Below are 14,388 nucleotides of genomic sequence, written 5' to 3'. Positions count from 1 at the left end.
TATGACTACTGACGAGCCGTTTATCTCAATTGGTCGCCGCACCATCACCATGGAACTGGAAGCTGTTCAGAGCCTGATCGACAGGATCGACAGCAGCTTTGCCAAAGCATGCCGGGTCATGCTGGAGTGCCGCGGCCGCGTTATTGTCGTTGGCATGGGCAAGTCCGGACATATTGCCCGCAAGCTGGCGGCAACACTGGCAAGCACCGGAACCCCAGCCTACTTTGTACACCCGGGAGAAGCCAGCCACGGCGACATGGGAATGGTCACCCGTGACGATGTTGTATTAGCCCTCTCCAACTCTGGCGAAACCAGCGAAGTCATTACTCTTCTGCCTCTGCTAAAAAGGCTGGGTACCCCCCTGATCAGTATGACCGGCAATCCCGACTCCACACTGGCCAAAGATGCGGAAGCCCACCTGAACACCAGTGTTGAAAAAGAAGCCTGCCCTCTGGATCTGGCACCTACCTCCAGCACCACTACCGCTCTGGTCATGGGGGATGCCCTGGCCATTGCCCTGTTGGAAGCCCGTGGTTTTACCGCTGAAGATTTTGCTTTTTCTCACCCTGGTGGTTCTCTGGGCAAACGCCTGCTATTGAAAGTGAAAGACATCATGCACAGTGGCTCCCGTGTTCCTGAAGTATCATTAGGCACTCCAATGGGTGACGCTCTACTGGAAGTCACCCGTAAAGGTCTCGGCATGACCGCCATTGTTGACGACAAACGTCACGTCATTGGCATTTTCACTGACGGCGATCTTCGACGTGCCCTGGACAAAGGCGTCGATCCCAAATCGACCCGCATTGATGACGTCATGACAGGCCACTGTAAAACGATCCACCCGGAAATTCTGGCTGCAGAAGCCCTGAAAATCATGGATGATCGAAAGATTAACGCCCTGATCTGTGTTGATGACGAGAACGAGCTGATAGGCGCCATTAACATGCACGACTTACTGAAGGCTGGTGTTGTATGATCAGTTCCTCCCTGCAATCCGCTGCCGCCAAAGTAAAACTGGCCGTATTTGATGTAGATGGTGTCCTCACTGATGGCAAACTGCTGTTTGGTGAAAATGGCGAAGCCATGAAGATCTTTAACACCCTGGATGGCCATGGGCTGAAAATGCTCAAACAGGCCGGTGTAAAAACAGCCATTATTACCGGCCGTCGTTCAGTCTTTGTAGAAAAACGAGCTTCAGATCTGGGGGTCGATTTTCTTTATCAGGGTCGCGAAGACAAATTTGTAGCCTTGAATGAACTGTTACAGGAAGAAGGACAAGGCTTGAGTCTTGAAGAAGTTGCTTACATTGGTGACGACCTTCCTGACCTCCCGGCCATCAGACAAGTAGGCTTTGGTTGCACAGTTCCCAACGGGCACTACTATGTTCGTGAGCATTCACCTGCCAGCACTATGAACCGTGGTGGAGAAGGCGCTGCCAGAGAGTTCTGTGACTTCATTCTCTCAGCCAAAGGCAGACTGGATGACATGCTGAGCAGTTACCTGAAGTAAACTTACAGTGAAGTATTCAATGCCGTTGCAGGGTTAATGCACTGCAACGACATTTTTATTTAAGTATTTTTCAATCAAGTTCTATCGTTTAACTCTGATTCCCGAAGGCCGACAGTAGAGTGTCTAGCAATTGAAAACATTCTCTGGCGGTTCCTGATGATCAAAAAAAATCATGATAGACTGTACTCATTTGCTACGAAAATGCTGCTGCATCCTCGAATCAAGCGCCATTTTCCTTTATAGCCGTTTTTTGCCGGACTCTGAAAACGACAGACCCCGGCCTGATAGTGACCCGGAGCCTGACACCTGATGCCCAATCGGAACTCGATACTGATTGCTTTTCTGATGCTGACTTTTGTCGGCATTGGCTATTGGGCCTATGACAGCAACCTTCATGTCGGTGCACAGAAGAAGCAGCCGTTAATCCGGAAAAATGCTGATTACTACCTCATCAATACCCAAATCACTCAGTACAACGAAACCGGTGAACTGAATTACACATTGACCTCAAACAGCATTACTCACTATCCCCATAACGATACAACGCTGCTGCAGACCCCCCACCTGGAAAGCTTCAGCGACCCCAAAAAACCTCTGGTGGCCGACGCACTCAATGGCAAGCTATTACCCGGCAATCAGGATATTGAACTCTGGGATGACGTAGTGATGACTCAAACCGATCTCAGCAATGGCAACAAGCTGCGCATGGACACTGATTTCATCACCATATACTCTGAACAGGGGCTGGCCGTTACCGACCGACCGGTACTGATCACCAACAATACCGGTCGTACACGCGCCATTGGAATGGAGGCTTTCTACAAGGAGAGTCTGGTTAAACTCAAGTCTAGGGTAAGAGGATTTCATGAGCCAAAGCCATGAACAGACCAAGCGCCTTAATCCTATTGCACGGCCTGAAAAGCAGAACCGACGCAGAGGGATTGAACATTATCTGATGCTGGGAGCCATGATACTGCTTCCAACTATGGCCAATGCCCTGCCGTCTGACCGCCAGAAACCTATTGAGATCGAATCCAATACCGCTGATATCGATAACAAAAAAGGCGTCTCCATATACAAAGGTGATGTCGTTATGATTCAGGGGACCACCCGGATTACCGGCGATAAGGTGACGGTCTACTCCATCAAGCAGGAAGTTCAGAAAATTGTAGCGGAAGGCTATAAAAAAAGAGCTTACTACGAAGAGCAGCAGCCTGAAGACCAGGGAACCCTGCAAGCCTGGGGACACACCATTGACTACCAGGTCGCTGGCGACAAGATTAAACTGATCAAGCAGGCTCAGCTGACTCAGAAGGGTGATACCTTTACAGGTGAACGGATTGATTACGATCTGACCAAACAAACGGTTAATGCCAAGGGCAGCGAAAACAAGAGCAGCCCTGATGGTCGTGTCAAAATGATTTACCAACCCAAGCCTGAGAAAAAACAGTAGATAGCTTCTGGCCACCCAAACAGCCATGAGCAAACAACTATCTACGACCCATGAAACAAGCAGACAAATGCTTTGCAATGGCTGTCAGACACACGACAGCCAACCTTTAAACAGGATGACAGATTCCGGATGGCAACGCTTAAGGCAGAACATCTCAGTAAAAGTTACAAAGGCAGACAGGTGGTCAAAGATGTATCCCTGGCTGTCGACAGTGGTCAGATTGTAGGACTCCTGGGCCCCAATGGTGCGGGTAAGACCACCTGCTTCTATATGATTGTCGGGCTGGTCAAAGCAGACGGCGGCAAGGTCAATCTCAGCGGGCAGGATCTGACTCACGAGCCCATGCACGGCCGCGCTCGTGCCGGTGTCGGCTACCTGCCTCAGGAAGTCTCAATCTTCAGGAAACTGACCGTAACGGACAATCTGCTTTCTATTCTGGAAACTCGCTCAGACCTTTCCAAAAAGGATCGTCAGGAAAAAATGGAGTCCCTGCTGGAAGAGTTCAACATCACCCATATCAAAGATAACCTGGGTATGAGCCTTTCCGGAGGTGAAAAACGAAGAGTAGAAATTGCCAGAGCCCTGTGCACCGATCCGCAATTCATTCTTCTCGATGAACCTTTTGCCGGCGTTGACCCCATTTCAGTCGGGGATATCAAAGCGATTATCACCCACCTGAAAACCCGGGGTATTGGTGTTCTGATCACGGATCATAATGTCAGGGAAACTCTGGATATCTGTGAAAAGGCTTACATCGTCAGTGAGGGCACAATCATCGCTGAAGGTGACAGCCAGACCGTTCTGGCAAATCAGAAGGTACGTGACGTATACCTTGGGCATCAGTTCAGTTTGTAATCATCGCTTAATTATCCTTCCATTTACTTCTACTGGTGAGCTGATATTTGCCAGTAGAAGATGTTTTTTGCTGATCTCAAGACGCTTGAAATCCCCCCTGAGAACCTCTGCCCACTGACTCTGAATCATATAAGAACTGAAAATAAGGGAAAATCCGCTATCCTTACGATCATCATTTTCCGGACAGCCCTGCTGAATCCACTTCCCCCGAAGCTTCAGATGTGATTATAATCGCGATGACATGGAGAGTAGCCCAATCATAATAATGAGCAGGCACTGAGAAATAACTGCCGAGGGCTCACGCCACTAATCCTGGCACCCTCAGTGCAGACATCGAAGTAAAGGTATACGGTTGCCCTATGAAGCCATCCTTACAGCTAAAAATGGGCCAGCAGCTGACCATGACTCCTCAGCTGCAACAGGCCATTCGGCTTCTACAACTTTCCACTCTGGATCTGCAGCAGGAAATCCAGGAAGCTCTTGAATCCAATCCGATGCTGGAGTCCGAAGAGTCCGTTGAAGAACCCGCTTCTACCCCAGATGAGGGCGAGCAGCCCGTGGACTTCAACGAAAAAGCCGAGCAGAGTCCGGAACCGGAAGAGCCTGAATGGGCCGAAAGCATCCCCAACGACCTGCCTATGGATTCCGGCTGGGATGAAGTTTATTCCAGCCTTCCAGCATCGACAGACGAAGAACACGACCCTTTTGCCCGATCTCGAGCTTCCGAGTCCCTTCAGGATTACCTGGAATGGCAGCTAAACCTGACCCCAATGACAGACAGGGACAGGTTGCTGGGACTGGCAGTCATTGAAGCCACTAACAACGATGGCTATCTGACCCACCCCCTGCAAGAAATTTTTCAGTCACTGCAGCAACAGCTGGAAGAGCTGGATTTTGAAGAACTTCAGGTCATGCAACGACGGATTCTGCATTTTGATCCGGTAGGTTGTGCCAGCTCTAATCTGAAAGAGTGCCTCGAAGTACAACTGGACCAACTTCCCAAGGAAACCCACTTCCTGAGAGAAGCCCGCATACTGATCCAGAGTCACCTTCAGGCCCTGGGAAGTCGCGATTACGCCCAGATTATGCGTCGCACCCGTCTCAAGGAACATCAGCTCAGGGAAGCCCTGAATCTGGTACAGAGCCTCAACCCCAAACCCGGAGCAGAAATCGGCCAGACCGAAACAGAGTATGTCACTCCGGATATTTCAGTGACTAAAATCAAGGATCGCTGGATCGTTGAGCTGAACTCTGAATCTCTGCCCAGGCTACGTATCAATAACAGCTACGCTTCTATGGTACAGCGGGCCAATAACAGCCGTGACAACGTCTTTATGAAAAACCAGCTGCAGGAAGCCCGATGGTTCCTGAAAAACCTGCAGAGCAGAAATGAAACCCTGCTGAAGGTGGCCGGCAAGATCGTTGAGTTTCAGAAAGAGTTTCTGGAGCAGGGCGAGCAGGCTATGAAACCACTGGTACTGGCAGACATCGCCCAGGCTGTCGATATGCATGAATCTACGATATCCCGGGTCACCACCCAGAAATACATGCATACCCCCAGAGGCGTTTTTGAACTGAAGTATTTCTTCTCAAGTCATGTCAGTACTGACACCGGTGGAGAATGCTCATCCACAGCCATCAGAGCTCTGATCAAAAAGCTGGTATCAGAAGAAAGTCCCAAAAAGCCACTCAGCGACAATAAAATTGCCGGATTACTGGGGGATCAGGGCATCAAGGTAGCTCGACGAACCATAGCTAAATACCGTGAATCGATGAACATTCCTCCATCGAATGAGCGCAAGCAGCTTATCTGATTTATCTGCAGGTCAGGCAATAAACCTTTATACCATAAATCGACCAGTAGATTTTTTGTCTCAGAACAGCGCCAACTGTCAATGACAGTGATAGACTTTCAATCAGGGCTGCCCGTACAATCCCGGGGGCAGTCCAATGTCGAGAATCGGGATCAGCAGGAGAGCGTTACATGCAAGTCAACATCAGTGGACATCATGTAGAGGTGACAGAAGCTCTGAAAGATTATGTCACCAAGAAACTCGACCGCCTTGCCGCTCACTTTGACCAAATTACGAACGTTCAGGTCACCCTGAGCGTCGAAAAATTGAATCACAAAGTGGAAGCGACTCTGCACATACGTGGGGCGGATATCAATGCAACCGCTGAGGCTGAGGATATGTACGCTGCTATTGATGACATGTCGGACAAACTTGACCGACAATTGGTTAAACACAAAGAGAAGACGCTTGACCGGCTACAGGGTGCCAGCGGCCGCCTGTAAGCATCGATCGTTGTATGATTATCGAAAACATTCTTACCCCCGGGCGCACCCTATGTGGTGTGCAGGGGGCCAGCAAAAAGAAAATCCTGGAAATCATCGCGGAACGTATCAGTGAACATGTTCCCGCCATAAACACCAAGGATCTATTTAATAGCCTGATTAACAGAGAACGTCTGGGCACGACCGGGTTAGGCAAGGGTATAGCCCTGCCTCATTGTCGCTCAAGCGCCTGCCAGCATCCGACGGGACTTTTAATCAAATTGTCCGACCCCGTTGATTTTGATGCTGTGGACAAACAACCTGTTGATCTGATCTTCGCCCTGATCGTCCCGGAGGAGAACACCCAGGAGCATTTGAACATCCTTCAGGCACTGGCCGAGCGTTTTACCTCGGAAGTGCTTCTCAGCCAGATGCGAGCGGCTGAAACCCCTGAAGCGCTGTACAATATTATTTGCCGTCCCGTGTAACGGGACTCAGATAAAAACATTTTGCATGCTCGCCTGACAACGAAGCAGGCAAAATGTTTCCCCCACCTTTCCGGCCCAAATCTCCCTGCTTATTTATTGCCAAAACTGCATGCGATAGAAATATCCGGACTATGCTTGAAATAAAAGAAAGCGACTGGTTCTAATCTCATTAGGTTTTGTTAGACTTGCCTCACCCGAACGCCTATTGCGCAAAAACAGGGTGAGAAACCTGTCTCATCAGCCCGTAGGACTTAAGGCCGACCTAGCCTGAAATCCTGATCCCACGGCACAAAACCAGATTCAGCTCAGCCACGATTATGAAAAACAACCAGGCCACCTGTTTAAACGGTCACAAAATCAGGAAGGACACACCATGAAGTTGATCATTATCAGTGGACGCTCAGGTTCCGGCAAAAGCTCTGCCCTTCACGCATTGGAAGATGAAGGCTTTTATTGTGTCGATAACCTGCCTGCCAGCATGCTCAATGACTTGCCTGCCAACCTGAAGAGCAGTCTGGGTGAGCCTCCACGCATGGCTGTCAGCCTGGATGTACGAAATGTACCGGGAGCTCTGGAACGCTTTCCAGCCCTTTTGGACAAACTGAAAAAACAGGGCGTTGAGTGTCAGGTTATCTTTCTGGACGCAGACAGCGACAGCCTGATGAAACGATACAGTTCGACCCGTCGTCGCCACCCTCTGAGCAATGACAACGTATCTCTGGCTGAAGCCATCAATCTGGAAAAGAAACTCCTGGCTCCGCTGGCTGAAGAAGCTGACATCAGGCTGGACACCTCACCTCTGTCCGTTCATGAAATCAGGGAGCAGATTCGACAGCGTGTCTGTGGCTCCACCAGCAAAAGCATGACCCTGATGATCCAGTCCTTTGGCTTCAAACACGGAATGCCCGTGGATGCTGACTACGTCTTTGATGTCCGCTGCCTACCAAATCCGTTCTGGGTCGAGGCACTGAGACCTTATACCGGACTGGATCAGCCTGTAAAAGACTTTCTGGCTGCAGAGCCCATGGTGGATGAGATGTTTGAAGATCTCAGCACATTCGTGGAAAAATGGTTACCAAGGTTTGAATCCGGACAGCGCAGTTATCTAACTATTGCCGTCGGTTGTACCGGCGGACAGCACCGTTCTGTATTTATCAGCGAAAAACTGGGCGATTGGCTCAAAGAACGTTTTGACTGTGTTCAGGTCAGACACCGGGAGCTTTCCAAATAATGATCCAGAAGCAGATCACCATTATTAATAAACTTGGCCTTCACGCACGTGCAGCATCCAAATTTGTTTCCACAACCTCAGCTTTTGCCAGTCAGGTAAAAGTCAGCTTTAACGGCCGGGAAGTGGATGGAAAAAGCATTATGGCGGTCATGATGCTGGCAGCAGGAAAAGGTTCTGTCCTCGACTTAACCTTTGAAGGCCATGATGAAGAAGATGCCTGTACGGCGCTCTGCAATCTGATTAATGATTTTTTTGAAGAGGGTGAATAGACTCCTCCTCTTATTTAAATCTCTGTTTATACTGGTATCTCAAACAACCCTGGCAGGTTGCATCATTCCATTATATTCAGAGCAGACAAGTAATGAATAAGTGCATGCAAACTTACTGAGTCTGCGCCAGGAGTCTGGCAAAATTCAGACTTGATTAATCCCAAATCAGAAGGTCCATTTTCAGACTTTCTGCTGATGAGATCCGGGCACGTATTTATGGTACAACAGCTACAACTGAGTATCGGAGACAAAGAATTTCAGGAGCTTAATGAAGCCCTGGAGCACGGTGTTTCTCCTGAACTCAGGCGTATGCTGAACGGTCTGCCTGCTCCGGATGCAGCTCACTTGCTGGAATCCTCCCCTCCCAAACTTCGCAGCCTGCTCTGGCGTCTGATTGATCGTGAAATGGAAGGGGATGTACTTCAGGAATTAAGCGACGAAGTTCGACAATTTTTTCTGGACAGGATGAACGTTGCAGAACTGAAAGCCATCACAGAAGGTCAGGATGTTGATGACATAGCCGACCTTCTGCAACAACTGCCCGGCACCATCACCCGAAAAGTCCTCGACTCTATGGACAGCCAGGACCGACAACGGGTTGAAGCGGTTCTTTCCTACCCGGAAGACACCGCTGGCGGCCTGATGAATACCGATGTCATCACCATTCGCCCAAGCAGTACACTGGATGTCGTCCTTCGTTACCTGAGGCGTCACCAGGAAATTCCTGAAATGACAGACAACCTTTTTGTTGTCAATCGCAGGGATGAATACATTGGCTCCCTGCCCTTATCGGTCCTTTTGACCACAGATCCGTCAGCAACCGTCTATGAAGTGATGCAAACGGACCTCGAACCCATCAGCGCAGATATGGAAGACGGTCAGGTAGCCCAACTGTTTGAGCGTCAGGATCTGGTATCTGCCCCCGTAGTATCCGAGCAGGGTCAACTGTTAGGCCGTATCACCATCGATGATGTTGTGGATGTTATCCGGGAAGAAGCCGAACATTCAATGATGAGTATGGCGGGTCTGGATGATGACGAAGACACCTTCGCCCCCGCTTTGAAAACAGCCCGCCGACGCGCTGTCTGGCTGGGCATTAATCTGATTACAGCCTTTATCGCAGCCTCCGTTATCGGCATGTTTCAGGCCACCATTGATAAAGTGGTTGCTCTGGCAGTTCTGATGCCCATTGTTGCGGGCATGGGCGGTAATGCCGGGGGGCAAGCCCTGACATTGGTCATCCGAGGTATGGCACTGGGCCAGATCAGTAGAACCAACCTCCGCTGGCTGCTCAGTCGTGAATTAATGGCGGGCTTTCTAAACGGAATACTTTGGGCGGCTCTGGTCTCGCTGATTGCCTATCTTTGGTTCCAAGACCCTATCATTTCTCTGGTCATTGCCTGCGCCATGGTCATAAACCTCAGCATGGCCGTTGTCGTAGGCGCAAGCCTGCCCGTTATTCTCAAGTCGCTGAAAATTGATCCTGCCTTAGCTGGCACCATAATACTAACTACAGCTTCTGATGTGATTGGCTTCCTATCCTTTTTAGGCTTGGCTACCCTTTTTTACAGCTAACGCCCCTATCTCCATTAACCTCTGATTCCTCCTCCAATCTGTTTTTAGCCCCTTAAAATAAATACATATTTATTATTATTTTGAACTTTCTCTCGGGCTTTCCATATAACCAGCTTTAAAACCCTATTAAGAAGTCTGGATCACTCTATAAATGATAAATCACAGGACGTTATTACTGACTCTTTCACTAGTCTTGCAGTCATCCCTTTCCTTCTCAGACCCCCTCACTATTGAGTATTTATACGCAGACGGTAGAAAGACCAAAAAAACAGTTGAACTTAGTTCGGAAAGACTTTCAAAACTGCAACATACTATAAGCGAATTTCTGCAATCATCCTGCATTGCCAATGATGGAGACTGTCCTGATACACCTGGCTCACAAACTTCAAGAGAAGATTCTATAGAAGACGGCCAGTATTTTATTAGCTTGCGTAACCCTGCAAACCGACTGTTCTATTTTTCCAAAGCACTGCCATTAATGTATGGAAATAAAAGATCAGACCCTATGTCTGCCGCTTATTTTTCCAGGGGCTTTGAGAAACATGTTGAAGTTTGCGAAGATCTTGTGCAAGAAAATAGCAGGGATCAATTTAAAGAATGGGTTAAAGCCATTTCAGATGTCAGAGAATACTTGCCCCTATTGGCCGAGCTGGGCATGAATCTTACCCGACTCTATGATCACACCCACTTCATCTCGTTGGGTCGCAGCAATATCGAGAATCTGACCTATTTTTATCCGGTTTATGCTTTAACTCCTGAAGACAAAAGACCATCATCACTTGTGAGCACTTACTTCACAAACTGGATGAAGGATTTAAATGTTACCAGCCCAAGGTTTGTGAGACTCCCGATTGAAACTCTGGCAGAAAGCAAGAAAACCACCATTTCACTGAAACTGGATAGCCCTGAAGAAAGCTTCTATGTGTTCAGCGATATCACCGAACAGCTGATCTATACAATTCATCGCACCTTCTTCAGGGACTGGCATCGATACCCTCTTCCTATATTTGTGGGCTTTATCGATCCTGAAATAGCTGACAGCTACGCAAGCAGTGGTGGCTTTTTTGACCACGACATCCTGGGTGGACAGTTCGTTCATGGTTACTTTTCCCATGTACTCCAGTTAGCCCAGTTAAAACAGCACCACTTTCCACAAAAGGATCTATTAAAAATCAACCATAGATGCTGGGGAAGTCTATTTGAAAAAAACAATCTGAAACTCTGGCATTCAGCGGTCAGGTTGAGGCTACCAGACAATATAAACGTTATTTTTTACAACCCGGTTCTTGGTAATTCCCCCGATACGCTTCAGGAGTTGTTATCACAGCGTTTTTTTTCTGATCTGATCAATTCAGCTATTACATCAAAAAATCCTGAGCTGGTTAGCTATTTATTTTCAACACTAAAGATCAACTCTATGAGAGAATTGATTGCAATAAAAAATGCATTACGAGCCTTGGAAAACGCAATCATAGAACACAATTACAAAAGCTGGCATCAGGCACGCGGCTCCCTCAGCACTTCAGAAGAAGCCAATGAGTTCGTTACAGAAAACTCAATCCAGATGAGTGAAAAGCAACTTTCGTCTGCTTTTAATAATGAGATGATGGCAGCTCCAAGAACATCACTTCTGCAAACACTGGATACTTCAAGATACTCTGTGTTGCACTTAAACCCGGCCAATACTTCTTTTGTCTATCAACTGGTCAACTGGTCAACTGGCCCACTGAATGGGATGCTATTCCATTCGAAAGGGACCCCAAATAAAGTAGATCGATTCGAGGCGGCTTTTCACAGAAAGAGAGGCGTATTCTCATACGCCTCTCGATGCCTCAGCCTTATTCTCCAGCCAGAGTCATTTCGCTAATCAGTACCGAACCGGTTTGAATATTTCCCCTGCGATCATAATCATTACCTGCAGCAACAATATTCATAAACATGTCTTTCAAACTACCGGCAATGGTCACCTCAGAAACAGGGTATTGAATCTCGCCGTTTTCAACCCAATAACCACCAGCCCCTCTGGAATAGTCACCGGTTACTGTATTGACGCCCTGCCCCATCAACTCCGTCACCAGAAGACCCGTACCCATCTGTTTCAATAACTCTTCCCTGCCACCAGCATTGCTATCAAGGAAAAGATTATTTACACCACCGGAATTGGCGGTACTTTCCATGCCCAGCTTACGAGCGGAATAGGTTCCCAGAAGATAATTCGTAAGGACACCGCCGGAAATAAAATCTTTAGCACGCGTTGCCAAGCCATCATTATCAAAGCTGGCGGATCCCAGGGCTTTTTTCAGGTGCGGCTGTTCATGAATACGTACCCACTCCGGAAAGATCTGTTTGCCCAGATGATCTAACAGGAAAGAAGCCTGTCGGTACAAACTACCGCCACTAATAGCTCCCAGCAAATGAGAAACAAGACCTGATGCGACTTCCGGAGCAAACAGAACGGGCACCTGACCCGTTGGAACTTTTCTTGCACCAAGACGGGCGATAGTTCTTTCTGCAGCTTTTCGGCCCACATCAGAAGCGGACTCCAGATCATTCCCATAACGAGCGACGGTGTACCAATAATCCCTCTGCATCTCACCGGATTGCTCACCAATCAGAACACAACTGAGACTGTGACGGCTGGAAATATAGCTGCCGATGAAACCATGACTGTTTCCATATACACGACACCCCTGGTGTGTACCTACATTGGCACCGTCAGAGTTCTTGATCTTGTTACTGAACGTTCTACCCGCCTCTTCACACTTCAGGGCCAGCTCAATCGCTGCTTCCGGGTCTACTCCCCAAGGATGATAAAGATCCAATTCAGGCAAATCTTTAGCCATCAGCTCAGCCTCAGCGAGACCGGAGCAGGGATCTTCAGACGCATAACCGGCAATATCACAGGCGGCTTTGACGGTTTCACGAATAGCCTGGGGAGTACTGTCCGAAGTACTGGCAGAACCTTTCTTCTTTCCCTGATAAACAGTGATACCAAAACCCTGATCACGGTTAAACTCTACCGTCTCCACATCCCCCATCCGGACACCCACGGAAAGACCTGCATCCAAACTGACACCGACTTCACAGGCATCAGCTCCCTGACGTCGAGCCTCATCCAGAATGTCGCTAACAAGCGTCTTCAGGCGATCCTCTTCAGAGCGGGGATCCAGTACAGCATTGGTTTTATCACCCATGAATTTCCTGCCTTCCAGTCTTATATGTGTAAGCTCTATTGTGCCGTGCCCGGCTGCATCCTATCAACATTTATAAGAGATGATGGAAGGTATTGACCGCTCATGGCTGATTGCCCCTAACTGGAGTAAAATGGCAGCATCTCTTTGAATAGACCCGAATCATGTCAGATCAAGATCCCTACGAATTTGAAGACGACGCTGAAGAAATCATTTATGTCAGTAAGTCGGAACTCAAGCGTGACATGGATGAGCTCAAAGCCATTGGTTCACGCTTGATGGATATGAAGCCAGCCATGCTGGACAAACTGCCCCTGAATGAACGCCTCAGGGAAGCACTGGATGAAAGCAAACGCATCAAAAGCCACAATGCCCGCAAAAGGCATTTAGGCTTTATTGGTAAATTAATGCGTGATCAGGATCTGGAACCGATACAGAAATACTTCGACAGTCTTGATTCAACCAGTGAGGAATACAACCGTCGCTTCCACCAACTGGAACGCTGGCGTGATCGCCTCATCAATGAAGGGCACGATGTTCTCACAGAATATCTTGAGAAGTACCCGGAGGCGGATCACCAGCATATTCGCCAACTGGTTAGAAATGCCCAAAAGGAAGCCAAGCAAGACAAAACACCTGCCGCCTCCAGAAAGCTGTTCAAATACTTAAGAGAAGTGGACGCAGAACACTGATCTGATCGTGTTACAGAGTGCCCAGCGCACTCTGTCAGCCCAACACTCCGGGGTTATCTGTGAAGACACCATCAACGCCCCAGTCCTTTAACTGGTCAGCCAAAACCTTGTCATTAACGGTGTAGCAATAGAGTTCATAGCCCGCGTCTTTGATTTCCAGAGCCTTTTTCTCTTTCAGCTTTCTGGCATTCACATGAATGGTTTTAGCATCGACCTGTCTGGCCTTATGCTTCCAATTACGAGGAAGAGACTCAAACAGACAACCTATGCGACTGCCAGATTTTGCCCGAAACAACACCAGGGCTTTGTGATTAAAACTGGAAACCAGTAGCTGCTCATCAGAAAATTCTGCCGCTTCCAACGCAGCAACCACTTCTTCAACCAGAAGCTTCAGGTCACAGCGATTAGGTTTGAGCTCAAGATTAAGACTTAAGTTCAACTTTTTAATCAACGTCAGTGCTTCAATCAGGGTAGGCACCTTTTCACCCGCAAAGTCTGAAGAGAACCAACTGCCTGCATCCAGCGTGGATAATTGATCTAACGTGTTGTTCTTCAGATGCCCTCGCCCGGAAGTGGTGCGGTTGATTCTGGGATCATGGAACATGACCGAAGTACCATCCCCCAGCAGCGTGACATCCAACTCTATCCACTTGAGCCCCAAATCAGCGGCCTTCTGAATGCCAGCCAACGTATTTTCAGGCGCCAGAGCAGCCACACCACGATGCCCAATGGCTGAATCCATTAACATACCCTTTCCTCTTCTAAACCAGCGGTATCACTCGTCTACTATTATCCTTTTATTTTTATGACAGGGAACCGTTTGTTTTATGAGTAAAACTTACCGGGAGAG

The 14,388-nt window shown here is 48.4% G+C and carries 15 protein-coding genes; 13 read left to right on the top strand and 2 right to left on the bottom strand.

Annotated features, from left to right (window positions below; translation table 11 throughout):
• Position 1: 1 nt before the first annotated feature.
• From WG89_RS07325 to WG89_RS07270, 12 genes are all read left to right on the top strand, one after another.
• Positions 2-976: a KpsF/GutQ family sugar-phosphate isomerase gene (locus tag WG89_RS07325; protein ID WP_062263507.1), complete on the top strand. Its 975-nt coding sequence runs from the start codon at positions 2-4 to the stop codon at positions 974-976.
• On the top strand, positions 973-1,509 hold the full coding sequence (locus WG89_RS07320; protein WP_153301469.1) for a KdsC family phosphatase: 537 nt from the start codon (positions 973-975) through the stop codon (positions 1,507-1,509). Before WG89_RS07325 ends, WG89_RS07320 begins: the two co-directional genes overlap by 4 nt.
• A 309-nt stretch (positions 1,510-1,818) precedes the next feature.
• Positions 1,819-2,391, top strand: a complete 573-nt coding sequence (gene lptC / locus WG89_RS07315) for an LPS export ABC transporter periplasmic protein LptC (RefSeq protein WP_062263504.1) — start codon at positions 1,819-1,821, stop codon at positions 2,389-2,391.
• Complete coding sequence (gene lptA, locus WG89_RS07310) at positions 2,375-2,962, top strand: lipopolysaccharide transport periplasmic protein LptA (protein ID WP_079253708.1); 588 nt, start codon at positions 2,375-2,377, stop codon at positions 2,960-2,962. The genes lptC and lptA overlap by 17 nt, the downstream gene beginning before the upstream one ends.
• A 129-nt stretch (positions 2,963-3,091) precedes the next feature.
• Positions 3,092-3,817, top strand: coding sequence for an LPS export ABC transporter ATP-binding protein (gene lptB, locus WG89_RS07305; RefSeq protein ID WP_062263501.1), 726 nt, complete (start codon positions 3,092-3,094; stop codon positions 3,815-3,817).
• 359 nt (positions 3,818-4,176) lie between these two features.
• On the top strand, positions 4,177-5,631 hold the full coding sequence (locus tag WG89_RS07300; protein ID WP_062263498.1) for an RNA polymerase factor sigma-54: 1,455 nt from the start codon (positions 4,177-4,179) through the stop codon (positions 5,629-5,631).
• Positions 5,632-5,801: 170 nt separating this feature from the next.
• Positions 5,802-6,113 carry a ribosome hibernation-promoting factor, HPF/YfiA family gene (gene hpf / locus WG89_RS07295; protein WP_034832666.1) on the top strand — a complete coding sequence of 104 codons (312 nt, stop codon included), beginning with the start codon at positions 5,802-5,804 and terminating at the stop codon, positions 6,111-6,113.
• Positions 6,114-6,127: 14 nt separating this feature from the next.
• Positions 6,128-6,580 carry a PTS sugar transporter subunit IIA gene (locus tag WG89_RS07290; protein ID WP_062263495.1) on the top strand — a complete coding sequence of 151 codons (453 nt, stop codon included), beginning with the start codon at positions 6,128-6,130 and terminating at the stop codon, positions 6,578-6,580.
• Between the two features lie 373 nt (positions 6,581-6,953).
• On the top strand, positions 6,954-7,811 hold the full coding sequence (gene rapZ / locus WG89_RS07285; protein ID WP_062263491.1) for an RNase adapter RapZ: 858 nt from the start codon (positions 6,954-6,956) through the stop codon (positions 7,809-7,811).
• Positions 7,811-8,080, top strand: coding sequence for an HPr family phosphocarrier protein (locus WG89_RS07280; protein ID WP_062263488.1), 270 nt, complete (start codon positions 7,811-7,813; stop codon positions 8,078-8,080). Before rapZ ends, WG89_RS07280 begins: the two co-directional genes overlap by 1 nt.
• Positions 8,081-8,296: 216 nt before the next feature.
• Complete coding sequence (gene mgtE, locus WG89_RS07275) at positions 8,297-9,655, top strand: magnesium transporter (RefSeq protein ID WP_062263754.1); 1,359 nt, start codon at positions 8,297-8,299, stop codon at positions 9,653-9,655.
• Positions 9,656-10,082: 427 nt separating this feature from the next.
• Complete coding sequence (locus tag WG89_RS07270; protein WP_172806735.1) at positions 10,083-11,522, top strand: hypothetical protein; 1,440 nt, start codon at positions 10,083-10,085, stop codon at positions 11,520-11,522.
• Here WG89_RS07270 and pmbA read toward each other — a convergent pair.
• Positions 11,494-12,849 carry a metalloprotease PmbA gene (pmbA, locus tag WG89_RS07265; RefSeq protein ID WP_062263482.1) on the bottom strand — a complete coding sequence of 452 codons (1,356 nt, stop codon included), beginning with the start codon at positions 12,847-12,849 and terminating at the stop codon, positions 11,494-11,496. The two genes, WG89_RS07270 and pmbA, sit on opposite strands and share 29 nt — an antisense overlap.
• A gap of 161 nt (positions 12,850-13,010) precedes the next feature.
• Here pmbA and yjgA point away from each other — a divergent pair, with 161 nt between their 5' ends.
• Positions 13,011-13,538, top strand: coding sequence for a ribosome biogenesis factor YjgA (gene yjgA, locus WG89_RS07260; RefSeq protein ID WP_062263479.1), 528 nt, complete (start codon positions 13,011-13,013; stop codon positions 13,536-13,538).
• Between the two features lie 34 nt (positions 13,539-13,572).
• Here yjgA and WG89_RS07255 read toward each other — a convergent pair whose 3' ends face one another.
• Positions 13,573-14,280: a glycerophosphoryl diester phosphodiesterase gene (locus WG89_RS07255; RefSeq protein ID WP_062263476.1), complete on the bottom strand. Its 708-nt coding sequence runs from the start codon at positions 14,278-14,280 to the stop codon at positions 13,573-13,575.
• Positions 14,281-14,388: the final 108 nt, after the last annotated feature.

Origin of the sequence: Endozoicomonas arenosclerae (genome assembly GCF_001562015.1) — a bacterium.
Lineage (GTDB): Bacteria > Pseudomonadota > Gammaproteobacteria > Pseudomonadales > Endozoicomonadaceae > Endozoicomonas_A > Endozoicomonas_A arenosclerae.
The sequence above is the reverse complement of the archived record's forward strand: the minus strand, read 5'-3'. Positions and strand labels throughout refer to the sequence as shown.